This window comes from Bacillus sp. SSR7 (assembly GCF_055902415.1).
Window position 1 is genome coordinate 685,388 of sequence record NZ_JBVVXV010000001.1, and the last position, 26,726, is coordinate 712,113.

22 protein-coding genes and 1 pseudogene are annotated in these 26,726 nt (G+C 33.6%); 4 read left to right on the top strand and 19 right to left on the bottom strand.

Annotated features, from left to right (window positions below; genetic code table 11):
• Positions 1 to 219 precede the first annotated feature (219 nt).
• From AC0NJG_RS03405 to AC0NJG_RS03475, 15 genes are all read right to left on the bottom strand, one after another.
• Positions 220 to 2,070, bottom strand: coding sequence for a hypothetical protein (locus tag AC0NJG_RS03405; protein WP_087952433.1), 1,851 nt, complete (start codon positions 2,068 to 2,070; stop codon positions 220 to 222).
• The gene (locus AC0NJG_RS03410; RefSeq protein ID WP_474062840.1) at positions 2,060 to 3,880 is read right to left on the bottom strand and encodes an AAA family ATPase; all 1,821 of its coding nucleotides are present in this window, start codon (positions 3,878 to 3,880) and stop codon (positions 2,060 to 2,062) included. Before AC0NJG_RS03410 ends, AC0NJG_RS03405 begins: the two co-directional genes overlap by 11 nt.
• Before the next feature lie 106 nt (positions 3,881 to 3,986).
• Entirely contained in the window at positions 3,987 to 4,247 is a 261-nt protein-coding gene (locus tag AC0NJG_RS03415; RefSeq protein ID WP_029438147.1) for a hypothetical protein, read from the bottom strand.
• A gap of 76 nt (positions 4,248 to 4,323) precedes the next feature.
• Complete coding sequence (arcD, locus tag AC0NJG_RS03420; protein ID WP_000129463.1) at positions 4,324 to 5,751, bottom strand: arginine-ornithine antiporter; 1,428 nt, start codon at positions 5,749 to 5,751, stop codon at positions 4,324 to 4,326.
• Between the two features lie 213 nt (positions 5,752 to 5,964).
• Positions 5,965 to 7,476 (bottom strand): ABC transporter permease/substrate-binding protein, encoded by a 1,512-nt coding sequence (locus tag AC0NJG_RS03425; protein ID WP_073530205.1) that lies wholly within the window; start codon positions 7,474 to 7,476, stop codon positions 5,965 to 5,967.
• A gap of 3 nt (positions 7,477 to 7,479) precedes the next feature.
• The gene (locus tag AC0NJG_RS03430) at positions 7,480 to 8,427 is read right to left on the bottom strand and encodes an ABC transporter ATP-binding protein (RefSeq protein WP_087994829.1); all 948 of its coding nucleotides are present in this window, start codon (positions 8,425 to 8,427) and stop codon (positions 7,480 to 7,482) included.
• 102 nt (positions 8,428 to 8,529) lie between these two features.
• Entirely contained in the window at positions 8,530 to 9,087 is a 558-nt protein-coding gene (locus tag AC0NJG_RS03435) for a YdcF family protein (RefSeq protein WP_474062841.1), read from the bottom strand.
• Between the two features lie 64 nt (positions 9,088 to 9,151).
• A complete protein-coding gene (locus AC0NJG_RS03440; protein WP_474062842.1) occupies positions 9,152 to 10,381 on the bottom strand; it encodes an MFS transporter in 1,230 nt (409 codons plus the stop codon).
• Between the two features lies 1 nt (position 10,382).
• Positions 10,383 to 10,919 (bottom strand): NADPH-dependent FMN reductase, encoded by a 537-nt coding sequence (locus tag AC0NJG_RS03445; RefSeq protein WP_014893779.1) that lies wholly within the window; start codon positions 10,917 to 10,919, stop codon positions 10,383 to 10,385.
• Between the two features lie 145 nt (positions 10,920 to 11,064).
• Positions 11,065 to 12,219 carry a CgeB family protein gene (locus tag AC0NJG_RS03450; protein WP_474062843.1) on the bottom strand — a complete coding sequence of 385 codons (1,155 nt, stop codon included), beginning with the start codon at positions 12,217 to 12,219 and terminating at the stop codon, positions 11,065 to 11,067.
• Positions 12,220 to 12,253: 34 nt separating this feature from the next.
• Positions 12,254 to 13,474, bottom strand: coding sequence for a tetratricopeptide repeat-containing glycosyltransferase (locus tag AC0NJG_RS03455; protein WP_087952428.1), 1,221 nt, complete (start codon positions 13,472 to 13,474; stop codon positions 12,254 to 12,256).
• 271 nt (positions 13,475 to 13,745) lie between these two features.
• Complete coding sequence (gnd, locus tag AC0NJG_RS03460) at positions 13,746 to 14,642, bottom strand: phosphogluconate dehydrogenase (NAD(+)-dependent, decarboxylating) (protein ID WP_000765989.1); 897 nt, start codon at positions 14,640 to 14,642, stop codon at positions 13,746 to 13,748.
• Between the two features lie 18 nt (positions 14,643 to 14,660).
• A complete protein-coding gene (locus AC0NJG_RS03465; protein ID WP_474062844.1) occupies positions 14,661 to 16,010 on the bottom strand; it encodes a GntP family permease in 1,350 nt (449 codons plus the stop codon).
• A gap of 14 nt (positions 16,011 to 16,024) precedes the next feature.
• Complete coding sequence (gene gntK, locus AC0NJG_RS03470) at positions 16,025 to 17,563, bottom strand: gluconokinase (protein WP_087952426.1); 1,539 nt, start codon at positions 17,561 to 17,563, stop codon at positions 16,025 to 16,027.
• A 398-nt stretch (positions 17,564 to 17,961) separates the two neighbouring features.
• On the bottom strand, positions 17,962 to 18,399 hold the full coding sequence (locus AC0NJG_RS03475) for an Lrp/AsnC family transcriptional regulator (protein WP_087952425.1): 438 nt from the start codon (positions 18,397 to 18,399) through the stop codon (positions 17,962 to 17,964).
• A 142-nt stretch (positions 18,400 to 18,541) separates the two neighbouring features.
• On the opposite strand from AC0NJG_RS03475, the gene AC0NJG_RS03480 reads away from it, so the two are divergent.
• The 4 genes and pseudogenes from AC0NJG_RS03480 (at position 18,542) to AC0NJG_RS03495 (ending at position 21,878) form a co-directional block, all read left to right on the top strand.
• Positions 18,542 to 19,123, top strand: a complete 582-nt coding sequence (locus AC0NJG_RS03480) for a DJ-1/PfpI family protein (protein ID WP_000722332.1) — start codon at positions 18,542 to 18,544, stop codon at positions 19,121 to 19,123.
• A 123-nt stretch (positions 19,124 to 19,246) separates the two neighbouring features.
• Positions 19,247 to 19,488 (top strand): annotated as a pseudogene (locus AC0NJG_RS03485) (LysE family translocator); the annotation flags it as partial.
• 471 nt (positions 19,489 to 19,959) lie between these two features.
• Positions 19,960 to 20,862 (top strand): ABC transporter permease subunit, encoded by a 903-nt coding sequence (locus tag AC0NJG_RS03490; RefSeq protein WP_474062845.1) that lies wholly within the window; start codon positions 19,960 to 19,962, stop codon positions 20,860 to 20,862.
• Positions 20,859 to 21,878 (top strand): ABC transporter permease, encoded by a 1,020-nt coding sequence (locus AC0NJG_RS03495; protein ID WP_140168533.1) that lies wholly within the window; start codon positions 20,859 to 20,861, stop codon positions 21,876 to 21,878. The genes AC0NJG_RS03490 and AC0NJG_RS03495 overlap by 4 nt, the downstream gene beginning before the upstream one ends.
• 129 nt (positions 21,879 to 22,007) lie before the next feature.
• On the opposite strand, the gene adhP is transcribed toward AC0NJG_RS03495, so the two are convergent.
• The 4 genes from adhP to AC0NJG_RS03515 form a co-directional block, all read right to left on the bottom strand.
• Positions 22,008 to 23,051, bottom strand: a complete 1,044-nt coding sequence (gene adhP / locus AC0NJG_RS03500) for an alcohol dehydrogenase AdhP (protein ID WP_087952422.1) — start codon at positions 23,049 to 23,051, stop codon at positions 22,008 to 22,010.
• A 663-nt stretch (positions 23,052 to 23,714) separates the two neighbouring features.
• The gene (locus tag AC0NJG_RS03505; RefSeq protein WP_474062846.1) at positions 23,715 to 24,245 is read right to left on the bottom strand and encodes a methyltransferase family protein; all 531 of its coding nucleotides are present in this window, start codon (positions 24,243 to 24,245) and stop codon (positions 23,715 to 23,717) included.
• A gap of 185 nt (positions 24,246 to 24,430) precedes the next feature.
• Positions 24,431 to 25,285 (bottom strand): MurR/RpiR family transcriptional regulator, encoded by an 855-nt coding sequence (locus AC0NJG_RS03510; protein ID WP_474062847.1) that lies wholly within the window; start codon positions 25,283 to 25,285, stop codon positions 24,431 to 24,433.
• Positions 25,286 to 25,420: 135 nt separating this feature from the next.
• Entirely contained in the window at positions 25,421 to 26,725 is a 1,305-nt protein-coding gene (locus AC0NJG_RS03515; protein WP_474062848.1) for a serine hydrolase domain-containing protein, read from the bottom strand.
• Between the last annotated feature and the right edge of the window lies 1 nt (position 26,726).

Sequence of the window (26,726 nt, forward strand, 5' to 3'; positions counted from 1 at the left end):
ATATAAGAACAAATCTTCGTATGCAACTAAAAACATTTACGCCTTATTATATTCTGCAAAATAAATTAAATTCCATCATAATCTTCTTTTATCCCTCATGTACCGTTCTTCTCAAAATATATTTCTATCACTTGCAAATTCATATCATATGAAGCTGTCTTCCATACTGCATATAATTCTTCTTAATCTAAAAAAATCCTTTATAAAAAAGGATTTCTTTTACTTCTTCATGCTTTTTAACCACTTCTCAAAAATTTGTACCATTCCATGTTTCCCCGCTAATTTCTCTTCTCCTTGTTTCGTTTTATATGGATATAATTGCAAGAACACACCGCATCCAGACTCAATTTTTTTACTATGCATATGACTTCCTGGATATACACAAATGACTTCATAAATGGCCCTTCGATGATAGATTCGCTTTCCATCCTGTTCTTCTACAAATTTTATAGACCAGTACTTATACATTTGCTCAGTTGCTTTCGTATTGCCAACGTGCTGAAAAATATTGTACATTGGGCTATACTTCACTTCAATAATAATAGAAGATTGATATACGTATTTCTCTTCCTCCTTTACATAACAGTCTAATCGAATATCTGGCTTCTTCGTGTCTTCTCCATTATAAAAATTACTCCCTTTACTTAATGCAATAAGGGGATGTGTTTCAATTAAATCATTAAATGCGACTTGGACTTTCATATCACCTCGATGTAAAACTACTGTCGTTCCATCTTGTAATCCATCTACATAAAAATGCTCTTGTATTTGTTCACGAATGGAATTTCTAGCTTCAAAACCCATTTGCTCTAACATGGAAATAACGATAAAAAAAGCGTAATATTCATACACTAAAAAAGTTGGTTTATAAACAAATAATAAAGATGGAGATTGATCTGTATATTGTGGAAGTAAATCTAAATGCTGTAGTAATTGTTGATGTGGTATCGGTAGATTATGTGAGTTCATCTTACCCGTTTCAGAAACTTCTCTCCAAAATGGAGAATGCATTAAAGTTTGAAAATATTGTACACTATCATGTACAAAATGAGCTAAAATTTTATATTCTTGTATCTTCATAGAACTTTTTCGTAAATCTGCCTCTTTTAGTAAATGTATATTTTTATATTTTTGTTTCTCTCTATCGGTCACTGATCCATTACGCTCAATTGTTTGTATAATCGTTTTTACAGCTTGAAATTCTTCTGATTTCTTCTTTTTTGCTCGTTCTAATATTTCAATTGTTTGACGCAAAAAACTTTTAGCTTCAAGTAAATAAAGATAAAATTGCATCGCTTTAAATTTAAGAAATTCATTTTCCATACTATTTTTTTGTTCGATAAACTTACGATTATAATATTTTGCATACGGTTTTCTTTCCGCCACTACCGCTCCTTTCCTCGTTGCTTTCCGCTCCTTTTCTTCCCATTTATATTCATGTATAAATTTTGAACTCGATTCTATTTTCTTAAAAATTTGCTTTATCTTTTTCATTTTTTGTGGCAACTTTCTAAGTAACACTAAATAAGAAGAATCTTCAATATCACTAAGAGCAGAGAAAGTCTTTTTATAATAACCTCTATCTAAAATCAACTCATTTAAAATTGACTTCACATAGTTTTGAATCATTTCAAATTGATCATCAAAAAAGTTTTTTGGGACGACTTGAAAAGCACCATAGTACGTTCGTTCTTCTATATTCACCTCAAAATGATATAAACCACAACGCCATGGATAAAAGAATTCCGTTTTCCCATGTTCATATATTAATACCTTTTGTTTTTTTTCATTTATTTCATATTTTGTCTCTTTTATATTTTTCTGTCCCTCATATACTTTATTCCATATAAAAGTAATATTCATTGGGCTTTCATAATGGTATTGCAATCTAATTGGTTTTAATTCTTGCACTTTATAAATACATTGAACTAATGCTGTTGCAGATGTACAAAGACGATTTAATAAAATATATTCTCCTTTTGACTCCGTTCCAATAATTAACTTTAATACAAAAGGAAGCGTTTCTTTCGTATCAACGATTTCTGTTTCATATCGCCCATCATTTTGCATAGCCATACAACTCCAGTTCTCTACACTTTTCTCTTATATATGCTATAGAGTGTTCAAATGTAGATACTCTGTTTGCAAGTGGAGATTGCAAAAGAGGTACCAATGTTGCACCCCTTTTTACTTCCTCTGAAAGTAAAGACCCAACCATCATTTCAGTCCCTCTTATTTTCGTCAATACACGTTGCTTTATTTGTAAATCAAACCCTTCTTCTCTACTAATCATATAAGAATGATTATTTTGGAACGGTATATTTTGCAAATAAGTAGCAATTGCATTTGCACATCGAAAAGAAATTCCCTTTGACGTATCGTGTGATGACAATACACCATGTAACTTATCTAATAGCTCTAACTCTTCTTCAGAAAACACCTCGATCATCGTTTTATTCCTGACCCAATTTATGCGAAATTCTCCTGCAGTTACTTTCAGAGGTGGTTGTAATACAACTTTCTCTTGCTCCATACACATCTCACAAAACGGAATCTTTCGTAAAGTTATTACATTCGTCCGATCTAATAATCGATCTGAGAGCTCCTTCGTTGTTTCATCAAAATTCACAGTACCAACAAATATAATATTTTCTCCAATTTCAATTGTTGGCGGAATTGGATTTTCTTTTTCTTGCACACCTTCATATAAATTTAAAATACGATTTTGCTTTTCAAGTTGAAGAACAGATAGAAATGGAGTAAACCAATGCTCAATATGTGACATATTCATTTCATCAAAAACGATTATATACAACTGATTTTGATTTTCTTTTGCCTTCATTAACGCCCTAACTAATTTTGTTTCACTTTCAATAAAAGTACCATTTGGGTGAAGGTAACCAAGTAAATCATGTGGTTCTTGATACGATGGCGAAATCGGAATCCAAACCAATTCTTCCCCGTATTGTAATCCAAGTGCTTCTGCATAAGCTTGCACAAAACGGGATTTTCCAGCGCCTGGTATACCACCCAGAATCGTCAACATATTTGTTTTTGTACTTATATGAAAGTTATAAATATCTGTTTCATCCAAATATAGTCCTTTATTACGTACAAAACTTTTCACATACTGTAAAAAGACGGATTCACGCTCATCCCATTCCCATTCATCCTTTTGCACTTTTATTTCCTCTACCTCTACAAGCTTACCTTCTTCAGTTATTCGTTTTTTTAATTGCTCATACACATGATTGCTTACAAAATATAATTGATCTTCTACCGCTATTTCTACATACTTCATCCAATCATTCAGTTCTATATATTTACATTCCCGCTGTTGTTCAAAATATGCGATTGAACTAATTGACGATGACTTTAAAGATATATTTCCATATAACCTTCCCTCATGCCACAATAACTCAGGAGGCTCAAAGTCTTTCGGATATTTTGGCATTAGAAATGACAAATAACCATTACTAAGTTTTCTTTCTAAAGACTCTCCCTTTTTATAATCGGAAACTTTAGGTACTGGAATCATTTTATAACCGTTTGCTATTTCTCGCGGTTCTTCTGTACAAATTAACTCCACGTATATATGTCCTCTTTCATAATAAAGACGAAACATAACCAATTGCTTTTCTAGTTTTCTTTTCTTTAATTCCGAAAAGACTTTTTCATTCTTTTTATTGCTACATAAACCTTCAAATACATATGGTTCATTTTTCAATTGCTCTTGCAATGTGAATGGTATTGGCGATAGGCATTGTACAAAGAAATTCTCTCCACTCTTCTCACTCTCTGCTTTTGTAAACTTCCCAATAAACCTCATATAGTACATTCGTTTTATAAAACTTGGCTGAAGAGCTTTATGTAATTTCACCTTCATCACCTTCTTTTTTTCATACTATTCTTAGTGTATGAAAGAAACGCAAAACTAGAAACAAAAAACCTGACGTTATCCGCCAGGTTCAAAATGAAATCGTATATTAATGAGATGGAAATGCGTTTTTCTCTTGTAAGATGGCATTATGAGCAATTTTCATTTTAGCAAGTACATATCGTAAACGATCTTCAGCGTTTTCATCTTTATTTTGCTGTAATTCCGCCAAATTCTCTACAGCACTCGCTAAATTTTCAATCACTCCTCGCAGTTCAGGATGATGATTAAAAAAAGATTCTTGCACTAATACCTTCCTTACTTCACTCGCTAAATCAACAATTCTGTTCAACTGTTCTTTTTCTTCCATTTTCATCCCTCCTGAATATCTTATGTATTAGATATTCTATAGACAAAGAAAAAAGCCCTTTAAATGAAAAGGACTTTTACATTTTTATATTTCCAGTCAATAACATATAAAGAGATGTAACAGCTGCTACTACAATTGCCCACATTACATATCTCTCTATACCAGTAAAACAACGATTTCCTTTTTCTTTTCTTGCATACACATAAACAATGATCCCAATCCCGTATACGATTGAAACGAGCAATAAATTCTTCAAACCAGCTGCATAAATAAGCCATACAGAGTAAAGCGAAGCAATTAAAGCTAGCGAACCATTTTTCACTTTTGCATCTTTTAGTTCATTTGTAATTACTAATTTGAATTGGAATAACGCTGATAATAAATATGGTACTAAAATTGATGTTGACGCTATGAAATACATAATTTGATATGTTGACTCTGAAAACAGAACGATTATAAATATAACTTGGGCAACGCCATTTGAGATCCATAATGCCATATGCGGCGTTTGTTTTTTATTTGTTTTCGTAAAGACTTTCGGAAACACGCCATCTTTTCCTGCTACATGGGAAATTTCAGAAACAAGTAAAAACCAACCTATTAATGTACCTACAAGTGAAGCAACTAACCCAATGTTAATCGCAACTGCGCCCCACGTCCCAACAACATGTTCTAATACATGTCCCATTGACGGCGTTTCTAAAACAGAAAGCTCTCCTCTTGTCATCGCTCCCATTGACAAGACAGAAATTAAAATATAAATAGACATTACTAAAATAAGTCCTAATACTGTCGCTTTACCGACGTCTCGACTATTTTTCGCTCTTCCAGATAATACTACCGCTCCTTCAACCCCGATGAAGACCCAAAGAGTTACAAGCATTGTATTTTTCACTTGACCAAGTATAGAGGAAACTGAAATAGTTCCTTCTCCCCAAAAATCATGTGTAAATGTATCCCAGCGAAACGCTGTTACCATTACAACAATAAATAATACGATTGGAACTAATTTCCCTATCGTTGCAATAACATTCATAATAGATGCTTCACGAATTCCAAATAAAATTAGAAAATGAAGTGTCCATAATAAAAGTGATGCTCCTACGATAGACGCAACACTATTTCCACCTTTAAAAATTGGGAAGAAATAGCCTAATGTACTAAACAGTAACATGATTGTTGCAACGTTTCCTAAAATTCCTGCTAGCCAGTATCCCCAAGCACTGTTAAATCCAATATATTCACCGAAACCAGCACGTGCATAACTATAAATTCCGCCCTCAAGCTCTGGTTTTTTTCTTGCTAACGTTTGATATACGAGCGCGAGTGGAATCATTCCCATCGCTGTAATACACCAGCCAATTATTATAGAGCCACTATTTGCTCCTACTGCTAAGTCATGCGGTAAACTAAAAACACCGCCACCAACCATTGTTCCAACTACTAATGCAATTAATGGAAAAAAACCTAACTTCTTTTCTATTTGTACCACCCCATCTGTCATTCTAGGTGTTAGGTTCGTTCAACTATTAAAGTCACCTTTTTCTCTAATAGACGCTTCTCTTATATTTTTTCAGGAAAACATTACTTATTCTAAAAGAAAATGAAGAAAAATGGAATACTTTTTTGAAAAAATGTATAAGTATGCACAAAAAAACCGTTCATTTTGTAATGAACGGTCATTTCATACATATAAATTTGTATATTTCTTGTAAATTTAACGAAGTAAGTTCTCTTTTTGTAAAAATTGTTTCGCTACTTCTTCACTACTTTTACCATTTACATTTACTTCATAATTCATTTTTCGCATTTCTTCATCTGTAATCTTTCCAGATAATTTATTTAATACTTTTTCAAGTTCAGGATATTTTTGTAACGTCTCTTTTCTTAATAAAGGTGCACCTTGGTATGGTGGAAATAACCCTTTATCATCTTTTAGCACTTTAAGTCCGTATTGTTCCAATTCACTATCTGTTGAGTATGCATCAATTACATTCACATCCCCTGATTGAATTGCACTGTAACGTAATTTGGGTTCCATCGTTTTCACATTTGAAAACTTATAGTTATATAATTTTTGCATTCCTTTATAACCGTCTTCACGATCAGCAAATTCTAATGTGAATCCTACTTTCGCATTCTGTGCAATTTTTCCTAAATCAGAAATTGTACTTATATTATTTTGATCTGCTATTTTTTTCGGCATAGCTAGTGCATATGTATTGTTATACTCCATCGGCTTCAACATAACCATATTATATTTCTGTTCCATTCCAACGCGAGCCTGTTCATATACTTCATCCCGATTTGTACTTTTTGGCTCTTCTTTCACAAAAGTAGATAAAGCTGTTCCCGAAAACTCAGGGTATATATCTACTTCTCCTGATTTCAACGCTTCAAATACAAATGCTGTTTTTCCAAGACCTGGTTTTAATTGTACGTGTAAATCGGTATCTTGTTCGATAAGTTGCTTATACATTTGAATTAAAATTTCAGGTTCTGATCCAAGTTTGCCCGCAATAACAATATCTTTCTTTTCTGTATTCCAAAGAAATGGAGAAGCAACCATTATACAAACAATACATATCGTCAATATAACACGCTTAGACGAGCGTTTTGGCCTCTCAAGCACTCGAAGTACTACATCAAAGAATAAAGCGAGTAACGCGGCTGGTACGGCCCCTAAAATGATAAGTGCATGATCATTCCGATCGATACCAAGTAATATGAGTTTACCGAGACCACCAGCCCCTATAAGCGCTGCTAATGTAGCCGTTCCAACAATTAATACCATTGCCGTACGAATACCGGCCATAATAATTGGTAAAGCAAGAGGAAGCTCTACCTTCCACAGTCTTCTCCAGCTATTCATCCCCATAGCTTTCGCTGCTTCGATTAAAGATTCATCTAACTCCCGTATTCCTGTATATGTATTGCGTAAAATAGGTAATAGTGCATACACAACTAATGCAATAATGGCTGGCAGTTTTCCGATTCCTACTAACGGAATTAATAATCCGAGTAATGCAAGTGATGGCACTGTCTGCATAACTGCAGAAGTTCCTATAATAAACTCAGCCATTCGTTCTTTTCTCGTTAATAAAATGCCAAGCGGTACCGCAATAATTACTGCAAAAAATAATGAAATAAGCGATATTTGTAAATGCTCACTTAATGCAGTTAGTAATTCTATTTTTCGTTCTTGAAACGTTTGTATAAAATCAGTCACTGTTTAGCCTCTTTCCTTCATTTGTTCAACAATATAATTGACAATATGACGACTTGTTAAAGCTCCAACATATCGACCATTTTCTTCAACTGGAACGACTGCATCAGCTCGCAGGCGAACTAATGCTTCTTGTAAAGAAGAATGTAATGATAGTGCTTCCCCTTCTATCCGCATACTTTCATCAAGTGGCAATACATCTTCTATACTTTTCCCCTCATACCAAGGTCGCCCACGATTTCCAATGAACTCTTCTACAAATTCATTTTTTGGGTTACGTATAATTTCTTCTGGCGTATCTAATTGAACAACTTTTCCTTCTTTCATAATACAAATGCGATCTCCAAGTGATAATGCTTCTTGCATATCATGTGTTACGAATACAATTGTTTTTTGAATCTTCTTTTGCAATTGCACTATATCTTTCTGAAGCTGTTCTCTACTTAATGGATCTAGTGCACTAAATGGTTCATCCATAAGAACGATTTTCGGATTTGCGGCTAATGCCCGTACGACACCAATACGCTGCTTTTGCCCACCTGATAATTCATCAGGCATGCGATCGCGATATACGTCTGGATCTAGCCCGACCATCTGGAGCAACTCATCGACACGAGCTTTTATTTTTTCTTTGCTCCACTTTCTCATTTCAGGAACAACTGCAATATTTTCAGCAATTGTCATATGTGGAAACAAAGCGATTTGCTGCAATACGTACCCTATATCCCAGCGTAATTCATTAATATTGTATTCTTGAATATCTTTTCCATCGATTAAAATTGAGCCTTCTGTCGTTTCAATTAAACGATTAATCATTTTCATTGTCGTTGTTTTCCCGCAACCACTCGGACCAATAAGGACGAAAAATTCTCCCTTTTTAATTTCTAAATGCAATGAATCCACTGCTTTTGTGCCATCTTCATATGATTTTGACACTTGATTAAACTGAATCACAAATACAACTCCTTTATCGTTGTTTCCTTTATTTTGCTGGAATATGGAATTCATTTCAAATGATACGCATTATTCAACAAAAAAAGAGCTCACATTTGAGCTCTAACGGTCTAACAATATTGTTTTCATTATAGCGGCATATTCACGCACATACATTTTTCTCTTAGAGCGCATTGGCGTTTCAGCAGCTAGTGCCTCCATCTTCATGCCTAAACGTTTCGCAATTATTTTCGTTCTATATAAATGATACGTATTACTTACAACTACCGCATGTTTCACCTCATATAAATCCATACTAAACTTTACATTCTCATACGTATTTGTAGATTGGTCTTCTATTAAAATACGACTCTCATCTATACCATGTACTATTAAATAGTTTCTCATACTGTGAGCTTCCGGTATATCTTCATCTTCCCCTTGGCCGCCTGAAACAATTACTTTTACCTCAGGATGAGAATATAAATATTCCAGCGCTACATCTAAACGATTTTGAAGAGATAAAGACGGTCTATCACCAAATAACTTTGCACCCAGTATAAGAAGGTACGGAGAGTGATGGCTCAACTTTTCACGAGCAACTTTCTTCATTCGAAAGGTCATATAAAGAATGTATAGTGGTGGTAATAATAAGATGATAAGTAATATCCATTTGTTCATAAATAAGTTTTCACTCCCTTTCTTTTTATTATATAAAAAAAGAAAGGGAGGCAGAAGTGTTTTTTCAAACGATTGATTTATTAGAAACATTCGCCGCTACTTTACGTTGTGATAGTACATAATAAATAGCGATTCCTAATGAGAAGGTCAATATACAGCTTAATACGTAAAACGGGAGCATTACCCCAGCTTTAGATACACCAGCTGTAAACAGCATTAATAATACGATTCGTATCCCTGTACCAATTAATCGAAATAAGCTGTCTACACGTCCCATTACTTCGTTTGGAATTTCCTCCATCATCAATACATTTCTCGCCACTCTTGTCCCCGCATTTCCAATCGCATGAAAAATCGCTAGTCCATATAACAACATTACGGAAGGTTCAATAATCATTGCGGTAATTGAAATTACATAAATGAACATCGTCATAACGATTGAAACTTCTGTTTTGACATATTTCATTATAAGTGGAATACAGATTCCTGCAACAATCGCTCCGACACCGTACATCGTGCCCTCTATTGCGTATACAGAGGCATTGGCTTTGAGTATATCCGAAATATACACGGGTATTAAATAATTTGCCATCATAACACCTATAAACGGCATATAAGTGGCCAGTAAGAACCAAAAGAGCTTAGGACGTTTTTTCATAAAGTGAATTCCTTCAAACAATTGCTTCTTAAATGTTATTTTTCTTTTCACTTCTTTTTTCTTTACGTACGGTATACATAAGAAAAGAAAAAATGCTCCAGCAAAAGTTAACATGTCTACTAACAAAATCCACTTCAAAGATACAATTTCAATTAAGAAGCTTGCGGCCGCTCCAGAAATAACTTGTGTTAACTGTCCTTGTATTTCCATCGTTCCACTTAAACTTTTATAATGTTCTGCTTGAAATATCTCTTGGTTGAACGCAAATATTGTAGGGTAAAATAATAAATAGTAAAATGATCCGGCTATATAAATAAGAATATAGTGAATAGATTGATAGGGTTGCCCAGCAAATCCCCATATAACCATTATCCCGATTACGGCTATTCCAATTCCTTCGTTACATAGCAATAAAGATTTTCTTGAAAAACGATCAATACTTTGCCCAATGAATGGTGTTAATAAAAACATAATGAGGGTTGCAATGATAGAAACATAACCAAACGTTGTCTCTCCCCCACTCTCTTTAATTAACAGCCAAGGAATTGTTATCATAACAATTCCAGAACCAATAGCAGATAGACTATTGGCCCCTAGAATGTAATACAAGCGAGAATCCTGATAAAGTGAGGACATATCACTCCACTCCTAGTTGCTTTTTCACCTCTTTATATACGCCCATATATGCTTTTAATTCTTTAACTAAATCATGAATTAATGGTTTTGCATCTTCACCCAGTTCACCGTCTTGTACATGAAGTCCATCAAGCACAACTTGTTTTGGGATGGCATTGGCGTATACCCCTCTAGCAACAGTACGCATACTGTTTAATGCGTTAATTCCACCTTTACCGCCTCCTGCAACTGCAAGTAATGCGACAGGTTTATGAACAAATTCACTACTACTTAAGTAATCTAGCGAATTTTTCAACGCCCCACTCATTGCATTATGATATTCAGGTGTACATAGCACTACGCCGTCTGCGTTTTTCACTAACGCCTTTAATTTTTTTACCGCTTCTAATTCACGTTGTGATTCTTCCCCATTATATAAGGGTAGTTCTTCTACTGCTAAATCGAATAACTCCCCTTCAAATTGGTCAGCAATATATTTTGCCACCACACGAGTTCTACCGAATTTTCTTGGTGTACCGTTAATAACAACTAGTTTCATCATTATTTCTCCCCTTTGTTTTCAAGTTATACTTATATATTATCAGAAATTTCTATACAAAACACAATATAAAGAGCGAACTAGCTTAATAAAATAGTATGATAGACGAAAAAAGAACTCATACGAAAGTATGAGTTTTTCACATTTACTTTTCTTTCTCTTTATTGCTCAGTATGCCATTGCTTCTTTTAGCTTCAAAATGGTTATACGCTTTTTCTGCTAATTTGATACGTTCTTCTGGCAATGCTATATATTTCATAATATTTTCTATTATTTTTTCATACGGAGTAAATACAATTCCCGGCCAATCTATTTCGTCCTCTGGGTTGCTATTTTCCGAAATAATAAATTTCTTATTTGCCACTGCATAAGAAACTCGAGGAGTTTCAAGAATACCAGATAAGTAAAAGTGGATATTTAATATAATTTTAGATCTGGCAATTAACTCATTTCTAACAATTCCCCACGCATTATTTTTAAAAACAATATTTAAATTCGGGGCAACGACTTTTAATTGATCCAATATAGCTTGCCGTCTTGGGTTAAGAGCACCTATAAACAATATATCAATGTCTTCAGTTAATTCTTCATCAAATGCATCTTTTTTTATTTCTAAAGTTGGTGCATAGTTCATGCCTACATGTTTTATTTCTTTTCCTACTCCTCTTTGTTTTAACCATTCTATATTTTGTTTACTATAATCCCAAATTTCCTTATCTTTTAATAACATTAAATAAAGAGGATGCGTATAAGGGCTTCCTTCATATAGCTGTTCTAAATTATAAATAATTGCATTTTTCGGAAGGAGATGTGGGCTATGTGCATATGTATGCGCTCCAAAAACAATTGTATTTCCCACATTTTCTAGTATTGTTTCTGATATGATTGCTGTATTTCCCTCTTGCTCCAATCGCCATTTCAAAGCTCGCGCAACATCTATAAAACTACCATACGTCTTTGGGCATATAAACAGACAATAATCATATTCTTTATTCAAATAAGCTTCCATTAGCCTTAAATTATTCTTATATAAATCCACATCCGGATATTTCAGTAAAAGATCCTTTGCATGTTTTTTTGCTACTTTATATAGTCCAGCATAATAAGCAGCAATGCACCTTCTTAATTCGATTCTTTGCTGATGTTCATCTGATACGTCCATGTTTAACAGAAGATTTGCGATACAATACGCTTTTAAATGATCACGATCATAATAATAATCTAGTAGTGGCAACAATTCTTCATACGTATTTCCATGCACAGATTCTCCTAGCTCTAGCGCCCATCGTATTAATTCCATTATTACTCCACTACTCCTTTAACTGAAATTGTATTTAATAAAATTTCGCATTACTTTCTACCATATTTGCTATATGCAACGGTAACTCATCTTTTTTCGATTCCAAAAATTTTTGTGACACTGCACCTAAATGTTTTTTATGTGGTATATAAAAAGCACTTATAGAAATCTCATAGTCAAATAAGTAATCATATACATGATAATCTACAAATAGAAGATCATTTTTTGGAAAAGGAACTTCCTTCCCTTGCAGGGCATACATCAAAGCAATGTTATTTTGAGATTTTAATCGATACATTCTTGCAAGTTGATATAACGGCTCAGCCCTAGTTGGTCTATATTCCCACGCTTTTTGAAAATAAAGAACAGCTAATGCTGTATATTGCTCTTCTTGTTTCTTAGCATTTTCTTTTTCATCCGCTTCTGTTACTTCAAGTTGTTTATTTGCTGAACGAGTTGCTAATTGTTCATAACAAAATCCTATTCGCAATAACGAATAGAATACCTCTTCAACCCATCCCCCTGCTTCCACTCGTTTTTTATACCATTTAATCGAATCTTCAAATTGACTTAAATGAAAATAAGTTTGGGCTAAATAAAATAAATATCTTATATGCAAATCTGGCGTAGTTTCTGGATCACTCAACCCTTGTAACAACAGCCTCTCATCTCTTTCAAATTTATCCGCTTTACTCCCACCATCACCAGGGTCATTAACGACAAGCGTCTCTAGCCTAGCTACTCTCGTATTGTAATTCTCTCCAACTTTGGAACGATCTATATCCCAATACTCATGAGTAACACCAACTGATTTCCATGGTAAAGACGCTTTTAAAAGCCGTGTAAGCCAATACTTAATATGAATATCATATTGTAATGTAAGATAATGGTCTTCCGTTAAACTAGTCTTATCAAACTCAGGATCCACTTCTAATATCATATCTGCATCTAATATTAATAAATAATCTGCTTCTGGATATGTTTTTTGCGCCAACGAAACAGCTAAACTTCTGTTATAACCGAAGTTTTGAAATGGTTCATGATGAACTGTTCCAGGAATTTCATTTTCTTTACACCAATTTTCAATAATTTCAGGTGTATGATCAGTTGAGCCAGTATCACAAATAGAAACAAAATCTACAATTGATTTCGTAGCATTTAAACATCTTTCCATAATCCTAGACTCGTTTTTAACAATCATACAAAGACATAACTTTTTTTCTTCCCCTGCATTCTTCACTTGCTCATTTCCCATTTAACCACCTCATATTTTATTAACACGCTCTTTTCATATGTAACATCATTTCTTAGCTACACTGATGACATAACCATCCTTTTACTATTTATGAAAACTTCATTTTATTTATTCTTATTTTTATGTTGGGACATATTTCATGCAGCGCTTTATATTTGATACAACCAGTACAGATAAACACTGGTTGATTGGTATTTTTAAATTAGAGCTTTCTAACACTATAAAAAAAAGAAACTTGCGCTTATGCACAAGTTTCTTTTCAAAAACATCCTTATTTTTTCACAACTTCATGTCCACCGAACTGATTACGTAGTGCTGAAACTACTTTTCCATGGAATGTATCATCTTCTTGAGAACGATAGCGCATAAATAATGACATAGCGATTACTGGTGCTGCAGCTTGCAGTTCAAGTGCAGTTTCAACAGTCCATTTTCCTTCTCCTGAAGAGTTCATTACACCTTTAATGCCATCAAGTTTAGGATCTTCTGCAAATGCTTTTTCAGTTAAATCCATTAACCATCCGCGGATAACAGATCCGTTCGCCCATACTTTTGCAACATCTTCATAATTAAAATCAAAATCACTTTTATCTAACACTTCAAATCCTTCAGCGATTGCTTGCATCATTCCGTATTCAATACCGTTATGTACCATTTTTAAGAAATGACCACTACCAACGCGGCCAGCATAAGAATAACCATTCTCTACTGCTAAATCTTTAAATAAAGGTTCTAATTGATCATAAATTTCTTTTTCTCCACCAACCATTAAGCAAGCACCATATCTAGCTCCTTCTACACCGCCCGATGTTCCGATATCTACGTAATGTAAACCAAAGCTTTTCGCTTCTTCGGCACGGCGTAACGTATCTTTATAGAATGAATTTCCGCCTTCAATAACGATATCGCCTTCCTCTAATAATGGATAAACTTCTTTTAATACTGACTCAACTACTTCCCCTGCAGGTACCATTACCCAAATTGTACGAGGAGCTTCTAGTTCAGCAATCATTTCTTTTAATGAATGGCGAGCAGTGATACCTAATTTATCCGCTTTTTCAACAAGTTCTTTATTTACGTCATATACAACTACTTCATGCTTGTCCTCATATAAATGTTCCGCTAATGGGAACCCCATTTTTCCTAATCCAATTAAACCTAGTTTCATATTAATCAATCTCCCATTCTATACAAATATATTTAATAACGAAATGAGTCCAAGTGCTACTACAGATAGTATAGTCTCCATTGCAGTCCATGTTAATAACGTTTCTTTCACAGTCATTCCGAAATACTCTTTAATCATCCAAAATCCTGAATCATTCACGTGTGATAAAATTAATGACCCTGCACCAGTTGCAAGTGCTAACAATTCAACATTTACACCTGGTGTACTTGCTGCAATCGGCGCAACAATACCAGCTGCTGTCATCATAGAAACAGTTGCCGATCCAGTTGCGATTCGAATTAGTGCCGCAATTCCCCACCCTAATAATATCGGTGAAATATGCGATTCTTTCGCCATATCTGCAATTGTCGTTCCAATTCCAGAATCTAATAATACTTTATTAAATGCGCCGCCTGCACCAATCACTAACAATATGTTTGCAATTGGACCAAGGCAATCATTTGTAAATTGTAATACTTTATCTTTTGAGAAACCTTTTGCATATCCAAGACTAAAGAAAGAGTAAATGGTTGCAATTAATAAGGCGACAATCGGATCTCCAATAAAGTGTAATACTTGTGCTAGTTGACTCGTTTTATTTAATGCAACTTCCGCTATTGATGCACCAAGCATAAGAAATACTGGAAGTAAAATTGTAAACAATGTATTCCCAAAGCTAGGAAGCTCTTTTTTATTATCTTTTTCAACAAATTGCTCCGCTATATCTAATGGTACTTCCTTATGTATACGAGCACCAATCCATTTTCCATAAAGTGGACCTGAAATAATTGCAGTTGGAAGTCCGACAATTAACGCATATAAAATTGTCTTCCCTACATCTGCTTTAAAAATACCTACCGCTGCCATCGCTGCTGGATGCGGCGGCACTAGTCCGTGTACAACGGATAATCCTGCTACTAGTGGAATACCGATTGTAATAAGTGATACCCCTGTTTCTAATGCAATTGTAAATACCAATGGAATTAGTAGTACAAATCCAACTTGGAAAAATACCGGAATCCCTACTAAAAATGCAACAAACATCATTGCCCAGTGAACACGTTTCTTCCCAAAACGATCAATTAATGTGTTAGCAATTCGTTCAGCACCACCAGATTCGGCCATCATTTTTCCAATCATCGTTCCTAATGCTAAAACTATCGCTAAAAATCCTAACGTATTACCAAGCCCTAGTTTAATAGAATCAATAATCCCTGGATCTTTTGGTGAAGTTCCAATCAATGGCATTCCCATTGCTAGCCCTACACCAATTGCTGTTAAAATTAACGCGACAAACGGATGCCATTTTACTACCGTAATAAGTAAAAGTAGTATGACAACTGCCGCTAGTACGATTCCAACTACCATTTCTCCCAATCCCCCTATTGTTTACGTTGGAAAGCAGCTATACAATCAAATTCTTCTTTCAAGCGATTGTAAAGTCGTTCATACATATAAAACATTTCTAAATATATAGCCGTATTTTCTTTATTCGGTACATGGTGATGAACAATATCAATCCAATCCTTAACCTCTTCAAGAGAATCAATTTTTCCCACAGCATATAAAGCAACTGCCGCTGCCCCAAGCGCAGATGCTTCATGACTTTCAGGAACAAGCAATTCTTTCCCCATCATATCGGATAACATTTGTCTCCAAAATGCAGATTTCGCAAATCCTCCTGAAACGCGTATTTCAGTAAGTGGCCCTGTACAATCCCTGATTGCGAGTGCAACAGAATATACGCTCATACAAACCCCTTCCATGACTGCACGAATAAAATGTTCTCGTTTATGCTGAAGATTAATTCCGAAGAATGTACCACGAGCATTTGCATTCCAGTAAGGTGCACGTTCTCCAGATAAGAAAGGTAAAAATAGCAATCCACCTGCTCCAGCTGGTACACTTTCCGCATATTTAATTAATAAATCATACGGATCAATGCCAAGTTTTCTTGCAACTTCTTGTTCTGGGCTACCAAATTCATCACGTAACCATCTCAGTAATATGCCACCGTTATTCGTTGGTCCGCCGATCACCCAGTGCTCGTCTGTTAATGCATAACAAAACGTTCTTCCTTTTTCATCTGTATTAACATTAGATGAAATTGTTCGAACTGCACCACTTGTTCCAATCGTAATTGCAGCTGATCCAGGCGATATGGCCCCAACGCCTACATTCGCAAGAACACCATCACTTGCACCAATAACAACTGGAGTATCTTCACGAATACCCATCTTTTGTGCTAATTCTCGTTTCATACCCGATAAAATATATGTAGTTGGTACTGGAGTTGATAATTGTTCTGAAGAAATATTTAACATTTCCAGCACATCAACATCCCAATTTAACGTTTCTAAATTGAATAACCCTGTAGCAGAAGCAATGGAATAATCAACTACATAGCGTGAAAACAATTGGTAAATAACATACTCTTTAATAGAAATAAATTTATAAGCACTTTTATATAATTTTGGTTCCTCTTCTTTCATCCATAGTAATTTAGATAGTGGGGACATTGGATGAATTGGTGTACCTGTACGTCTATAAATTTCATGTCCATTCATATGTTGTAATAATTTTTCTGCTTGTTTTGTACTACGATTATCTGCCCAAATAATAGAGTGCGTTAACGGCGCACCATTTTCATCTACTGCAATTAATGCGTGCATTGCTGTACTAATACCGATTGAAGAAATATCTTCTGGTAATACATTACCCTTTTTGATGGCAACGCTTACAGTTTTATAAACAGCAGCACATATTACATCAGGATCTTGCTCAGCCCATCCGACGTTCGGTTGTATAATTGGATAATCGACTGCATGTGATGCAATGACTTTTCCTTTTTCTGTGAACACAACCGTTTTTGTACTTGTGGTACCGATATCAATCCCGATTACTCTCCCCCTTGTTTCCATGCGAATCTTCCCTTCGTTTCTAGCAAAATACGATTTAGTAAACCGTTTACATGAATTAGTATATAAAATATTTTTTCTTTAATCAAGTTTTAAAAAGAAAATTTTTTTCATAATAAAATATAATTCCCCTCATGACATTTCACTTACATACGAAATGTATGTTCTCCGTGCGGTAAAGTTGCGGTCCATTCGTTACCATAACACAATCTTTTTCTTTCATTAATAACACATTCATAGTCCTTCCAAACTTTACTTTTTACTCAGTTTCATGAAAAAGGTGTTGAAAAACAATATAAGAAAAATGATTAGAGACCCTTATTTTTATACAAGTCCGAAAAATAAGGGCTATTTTCAAAAAATATTAAGGAAGTAATAGTTAATTGATTAGGCATGTATTTTTATTTTTCACTAATAAAGGGAGCGATTATCTTTTTTTCATGAGAAGATAATACAATATTTGTTGATGGCGTACCATATTGCATTGAATCATCAATAAATTGTTCTAAACTTTCTACAGAATCAGTTGCTAATTTGACAATATAGCTAATTTCCCCTGCTACTCTGTAACACTCAATTACATCCGGATGATTATAACAAAAGTTAGATAATGCTTTACAATTCGTTGATTTAAACAGAATAAGTGCCGAAATTGGGCGGTTAATTTTTTTTAGGGAAACATGTGCATGGTAACCTTCAATAATTTGTTGCGCCTCTAGCTTTCTTACTCGCTCAGTTACTGACGGAGAAGATAAGTGAACTACTTCAGCTAAATCCTTCATTGAAATTTTTGCATTTGACTGTAATAACCCTAAGATTTTTTTATCAATTTGATCCATAAAGTACCCAACCTTTTTTTATAAAATATAATAATCTAAATTCTTTATATAATAAAGCTAAACAATTAAATATCCTTATTTAACTTATTCATCAGCTTTTTATATCCATATAAAATAAGGATATTAGGAGGCGATTTACTATATGAAAAAGATTTTATTATTATTAGCTGACGGATTTGAAGCAGTAGAAGCTAGTGTATTTACAGACGTACTAGGTTGGAATAAGTGGGAGGGAGACGGGTCAACCGAGGTCATAACAGTTGGTCTTCGGGATAAATTAACTTGTACTTGGAATTTTACTATCATACCCGAAAAAACGGTTGATAATATTCAATTGGATGAGTTTGATGCACTAGCTATTCCAGGAGGATTTGAAGAAGCTGGCTTTTATCGGGATGCATACAGTAAAGAATTCTTACATGTTATTCAACATTTTCATGTCAAACAGAAACCTATTGCAAGCATTTGTGTTGCATCATTAGCACTTGGTAAAAGTGGAATTCTTATAGGTAAAAAAGCTACCACATACAGTCATCCAACGAGTAAACGAAAAGAGCAGTTAAAGAATTTCGGTGCAAAAGTACAAAATGATTTAATTGTTCAAGATGGAAATATTATTACATCTTCAAATCCAGGTACAGCTTTTGATGTTGCATTTTTATTACTTGAAAAACTAACATCTAAACAGAACGCTAAACATGTAAAGGATCTTATGGGGTTTTAAGCAATGAACTTCAACAAAGAGATACTTTTGTAACTCGTTAGAAGTAATGTGAAAAATCACCACAATCTTGTTTTTTTGTTGAAACAATTGAAAAGAATAGTAATTGAATAAAATAGAAGAATTTTTATGATTGCTCTATCACCGGCTAATATTGTATTTTGGATAGGGGTCTTCGGTCCGGTTCTAGTCTCTTCATTAGATAATACAAGTACATCTACATTTATCATAATAGCTGTTGGTATCTTTTAGGCTTTGTTCATTTTACTAGAATTTTTCTAAATCCAATCTTAATTAAATGGATATCTAAATCAGCCACAATAGTACTATTTGGATTTAGTGGTTATTTTGGTTACGAGTTTAGATAAAAGTATAACTCTTATAAACTTAAATATATTGATTATAATGTATATGAAACAATATGCATTTCAAACAAAAACACAACATAATTGTAAATTTGTTATATGACGCAGGTGCCCTCCTAGGTATTCATTGATCCCTAGGAGTTTTTTAAATTCCCCACACATAACCTAAAAGAAGAAACAATCTCACCTAAATTTGAATTTGCATAAACTTAGCTAGGCGTAACATAACCATCAAAAGCAAAAGAGCAACTACCTCCACAATAAGAATTCTATGCATTTTTCTCTTTTTAGTGTTTTAGTTTCACTCTTCTTTTTATCTTAATGGACATAGAGCTCGAATCTACTATCATTTTTTTAACTTGTAAATATATGTTCCATAAAATAAATTCTAATACCATTTATATTTTTCAGAAAAATAAAACAATATTTTGAACTTTATTGTATAATGTTGTAAAAAGATGTCGGAGGGATTTAATGTTACATAAAATATCTCAATTCACAATTAAGCTTTCATCCATTTTTTTATCACTGTTACTATTATTAAATTTACCTTATTTATTTATCACTCAAAACGGATTTACCTTTCAACCAATTTATTTTTTTGACCAGATTGTTACTATGTTAAAACAGGTTTTCTCCCCTGAATCATTGTTGGTTATAGGATCAGACCCAAAGTATGGTCATTTAAAAACAACACCATTATTTCCAACTGTTTTAGAACCTTACCTATATTCATTTACTATATTATTTTTAGCCTTTTTGCTTGCGCTCTTTATTTCATCTAGCATGGCATTTTTTTATTTTTTAGCAAAAGATTATATAAAAAAATGGATAAACCGAATTGTGTTCATATTAGAAGCTGTCCCTGATATGATGATGATGATTTGTTTGCAAATATTTTTCATATGGGTACTTAAGAAATTCGGGGAATCTCCTGTCACCATTATTTCTTTTAATGAAAATCGAGCTTATTTACTCCCTATTTTATCTTTAGCGGTCTTACCTACATTACAAATGTTTCGGATGATGGTGTTATACATAAAAGAAGAACATGGAAAAGATTATGTAGAAGTTGCCTATGGAAAAGGCCTTTCATCAAGTTATATACTACGCATTCATTTATTCAAAAATATATCTATCCACTTCTTCCACCATTTAAAAACGATTTTTGTTTTCTTACTTTCTAATTTATTCATTTTAGAATTTGTTTTTAATATGGATGGCATTATTCAATTTTTATTTAATAAGGCGTTTATTTCAGCTCCCGCTGCATTTATCATACTGGTCATGATTATTTTACCGTTTTACGCCATTTTTCAAATCATCTCTTTCATGATGAATAGATGGCAAAGGCAATTGAAAGGAGCAGCTTTATGAAATCTATTTGGAAATCAAAACGCTTTTTAATCGGCTTTATTTATTTATTCATACTTGTTTCAGCTAGTTTTATTTATAGTTGGTTCTTTAAAGATAACATCCCAAAACCTCCTCAGTTACTTTACAATGACAATAACGAATTACTTGGAAAGGCCCCCTTTCCACCATCGTTAATTCCGCCTTTTGGATCTGATCGTTTTGGCGAGTCTGTTTTCTTACAAATTATAGAAGGAGCAAAATTCACTATTTTATTAGCCGTGGCAATTAGCTTCTTTCGAATTTTATGCGGAACATGTATAGGAATACTCTTAAGTTTATACGCTTCAAAATTCAAGAGATTTTTCCAAGGATGCTCAGAAGTTTTTTATTATATTCCAACTCTATTTATCGCATTCATACTCATCACACCCGTTAATATTGTAATCACATCAAATGCTGATGGGTTAAATCCAAATATTTCATTTACGTTTTATCAAGTACTCGTACTTATTTTCGTCGCTCTGCCTACACTTTCTTTATATATATCCTCAGAGGTTGATGAATTTATGAAACGAGATTACATTTTAAGTTCACAATTATTGGGTGCTAGCCGTTTTCATATTATGAAAAAACACTTACGAGTCTTATTACTTGACCGCTTATTTGTATTATTTATGGAACATATCGTCCAAACACTCATACTCGTTATCCATTTAGCGTTGCTTAACATTGTAATTGGCGGGATTCAAATGCGTGAACTCTATGACGGAGTACTCAAACCTGTTTCTCTATCTAATGATTGGGCAGGACTTATTGGATTAAATCGTAATGAAATGAATCTTTCATGGTGGATTATTTTTTATACCCTCTCTTCATTCTTTATTACGATTCTATTTATTAAGCTTATGACAATCGGGATTCAAGATGCACTGAAAGCAAGAGATACACAAGTTATAGCAATTCAAACCGTTCCAGATCATAAAAAATTTGTTAAAAGTAAAGATTCTTTTTCGTTTGTAGATAAAGTGAACCTTTAATCCTTTCCATTACTCGATATTGATAGTAGTGGAATGCAAAGAAGATGATTCCTGTTAAATGCAGGGATCATCTTCTTTTTGTCGTCTAACTTCTTTACATGTCTTTAGCTAGACTCATGCTTTTTATATTTAAAGTGAATTGCAATCACAATTATTGTGTTTAAAATCGATTACCATACGTCCTTGAATTCTACCTTGTTCCATTTCTTCGAATACATGTTGTACTTTATCTAGAGAACAAGTTTGAACGACCGGCACTACTTTTCCTTCTGCACCGAACATAAATGCTTCTTCTAGATCTTTACGAGTACCGACTAGAGAGCCAACTACTTCAATTCCATCTAATACAAGTCGCGGAATGTTTAAATCCATAGTTTCTACCGGTAAACCTACTGCAACGACTTTACCACAAGCACGTACTGCATCAACCGCTGAGTTGAATGCTACTTTTGAAACAGCTGTTACTACAGCAGCATAAGCACCACCAAACTCATCTTGAACAATCGTATCAGCAGGACCTTGAGAAATTGGATTGATTGTCATATCAGCGCCAACCTCTTTTGCTAAGGCTAATTTATCGTCATTAATATCTACTGCAATTACCTTTGCACCAAATACGTTTTTAGCATATTGAATAGCTAGGTTACCTAATCCACCACAGCCATAAATGACGATAGGTTGACCAGGTTTAATATCCGATACTTTTATAGCTTTATATGTAGTTACACCCGCACATGTGATTGATGATGCTTGAGCAGGATCTAATCCTTCTGGTACTTTCACCGCATAATCAGCTGTCACAATACATTGTTCAGCCATACCACCATCTACTGAATAACCAGCATTCTTCACTTCACGGCAAAATGTTTCTCTACCAGTTACGCAATATTCACAACGCCCACAAGATTGGAACATCCATGCAATACTTACACGGTCCCCCACCTTTAGTGAAGTAACATCATCAGCAATTTTCGTCACAATACCTATACCCTCATGACCAAGAATACGGCCATCTGTGTTTCCAAAATCATGATTTGCAACGTGTAAATCAGTATGACAAACTCCACAATACTCTACATTTACTAGCGCTTCACCTGAGTGTAACGGACGTAATTCCTTTTCAATAATTTCAATGTTTGCTTTACTATTTTTATTAACTACTACTGCTTTCATATGTGATCTCCCCTTTAGTGTTTTAGAATTTTTCATGAGTTCATCTCACAACTTCTGTCTTCACTAGTTTGGCTAATCATTGTGCCAAGTTTAAGTGTTCAATCATCATTACATGTTCATCATAACATGTAATTTTAAAAGTCTATTGTTAAATATTGAACACTATTTGAATTATTAACCAAATCATATTTTGATATATTTGAAGAAAAAATTGAAACTCCCTTCATCCTATTTACACTGGAATTTATCAAGTATTTCTTTTCGGTTTACATATGAAGAATATAGCGGTTAAAAATTTTTTTAACATTGGGAGATTATAAGTAGTATATTTCCATAGATAATTATAACCATTAAACAAACTATCAACCCATATAAAAAGCTCGTCTATTATTTTATTTAGGTCATACACTTTTAACTCAATAAAATTAAAGACAGGAACCTTTTGTACATAATTTAATATATACAAAAGGTTCCTGTCTTTTTAAATGTGGTGAGTTCTCACATTCATCTATTTAAGGCATTTGCTTTCCTTAGCTTGATTGTGACAAGCTAAGGGAAGCAAAAATAAAAAAATGTATTTCCTCAAATATAAAGACTAGATAACTTCAATAACTAATTTTGAACTTTCTCCTATAATCCCTAGTATAGAAATGGTATAATTTTTCAAGCCTTAGACTGATATTGTTTATATTGTTCTCCAAACAGTGTAATAAGAATTCTCTCTTCAATTTTTATACGATACGAGTACACTAGGAAAAATAAAATTATATTTATTAAAATGGCAATGAAAGAAGATGAAGATATAGCAAATCCTAAAAAGACCAAAAAAGATCCTAAATAACCAGGGTGGCGAACATATTTATATAAGCCGTTTTGAATTAACCTATGTCCCCCTTGCATTCCCACATTCCTACTGTAAAATCTTCCTAAAATTTTCATTGAAGAAAATCTTATCCATACTCCAATTAGCCCAATCATAACACCCAAAAACAGCATTGAATGAATCTTATTTACTATAAAGAAATACAAAATTTCTGGAATCGTTATCATCAATGCGAACACTACTCCGATTAAGAAACTAGAACCACGATTTTGTTTTTCTTCTTTAATAGGTGAAATTCTATAAAATTCTAATAATAAATAAAGAAAAATAGGTAAATATGCTATGAGGAACATAATTCTTTTTCCTTTCAATCAAAGTATCTTATCATTAACTCTCTTATTTTTATCAAACGCTTCAAATTTCATTTCTATATTATACTAATCAAATTGAATATTCATTCTTTTTATTTGTTATGTAAATAAAAAGGATAATCAGCCCCATAACGGACTAACTATCCTATAAGTTATTATCTAAATTTAACATTTGAAGGACTTTTTTATATTCGCTTCATCGAAATTGTTTCACGTATACTTTGTAAATTTTGCAACGTTTCGTCTTGGCGTTGTAACGATAATCCAACATATAAAGTATCTAATAAACTTAACTGCGCTAACCGTGATGAACTTGCTTCTGTACGAAATTCCGTCTCGCGTGTAGAAGTATAAAGTGTTATGTCAGCAAGTTGACTTAATGCTGATTTCTGATAGCTCGTAATTGCAATAATGCGAGCTCCTCTTGCTTTCGCTACTTCTAACGCTTCCAGTAATCCTTTATTGCTACCCGAATGAGAAATAGCAATCACAACTGCTTCTTTCGTAAGTAAACCTGCCCCCATAATTTGAAAATGTGAATCTGTATGAGCAATACAAGAAATACCCGTTCTCATAAACTTATGATACGCATCCATTGCAATAATACCAGAGCCACCATTTCCGTAAAACTCAATACGGCTTGCTTCTTGCAAGACTTTGACAGCTTGCTCTAGCGCTGTATCATTTAACAAATGCAGTGTATCTTGCAGTCCTGTAATATGCGAATGAAAAACTTTTTTAGCAACAGTTACCATGCTATCTTCTGCCGATACTTCTTCATGAATATTTTGCATCGGTGTATGTACAATTTCACGAGCTAATGTAATCTTTAAATCTTGAAATCCTTGTAAACCAAGGTTTTTACATAAGCGGAATATCGTAGCTTCAGAACTATTCGTAACTTCTGCTAATTCAGTAATAGATTTATGTACAACATCTTGCGGATGTTCCAAAATATGTTCGGCAATACTTCGTAATTTCGGTGACAAACCGTTTAACGAAGCCTGAATCTTTCCAATCCCACTTCTTGTTTCAGGCATAGCATATCTTCCCCTTCCATCGTAGCTTTATCCCGTAAAAACACAATTAGTGTGTGCTAATAATCAGTGGGGATAGACCTTCCACTGATTAAAGTTTCACTTTATTGTACCTAATTATTGAAAGAAGAAAAACCTTTATTCAGCTTCACTATATATTTTATTAGCTTTTATGCATTTTTTCGTAACATCTTCAAAAGATAATGATCCTGTTTTTGTATTTATTTTTATTTTTTCATCAACGTATTTCGTTCGAAACATTGCAACTTCCTCTTGAAAAGAACAAAGATAAAGCTCAAGTTTATACAATACACCATAATGTTTTGGCACTATAACATAGAGTTTATTTTGTTTTTCTATAACTTGAATTACTTCATTGTTTTCTGTTATATATTTCCCCACACATTTTAATTTATCGAAAAAATTCACCTCATACACCTTTATAGGTCTCGGCATCTGAATCTCTTCCCCATTTATAATCTTAGCTATGTTATTTGCAATCTCTATGACCGGTGTAATATTTATATTACTTAGTACAATAATACAAACATTATCTTTTTCATATCGAATCAAATAATTCACAAAACCATTTATATCACCAAAATGACTAGTAGAAATATATTCTTCTTGTTCTATAGCCCAACCATATCCATAATGATCTGAATATGCAGTAAACATTTTTTGAAGTGAACTTTCTGAAATCACCTCTCTACTACGCAATGCTTTATGCCATTTAAACAAATCTTTAACTGTCGAATACATTCCATATGCCCCTAGTGGAAATGACATATCAATATGTTCAGTTTGTTTTATATCTCCAAATATCGTATATCCTGTTGATAAAGATTCTACTATTTCTCTACACTCATCCTCACATCCAGTATTATGCATTTGAAGTGGTTGACATATATATTTATGTATATATTCTTTATATGATAAACCAGTAATCTTTTCGATTATAATTGTTAATAAAATATAACCAGAATTTGTATAACTATATCTCTCACCTGGTTTAAACTCTAACGGGTACGTCTTTAATACATGCACAATGTCTTCTTTAGATACAGATTTCCTCATTATATCCGACCAATAATTAGGCCAACTTGTAAAATTTGAAATACCCGATGTGTGAGTTAATAGGTGGTGAATTGTAACATCTTCTCCATAAGAGAATCCCTCTATATATTTTGAAATTGAGTCTTCTACCGAGAGCAATCCACGTTCTTCTAATTGTAAAATTGCTGTACTGGTAAACCCTTTCGTTAATGAACCAATTCGAAATTTTGTATCAATAGTATGAGGAATGTTAAATGTGAAATTCGCTGTTCCAAATGCTTCACTTAACAATATTTCATCATTTTTTGCAATCAGTACCGTACCATTAAAATAACTAGCCTCAGACAAACTTGACATGTACCGCTGTAATGTAGTCCTTACTTTCATA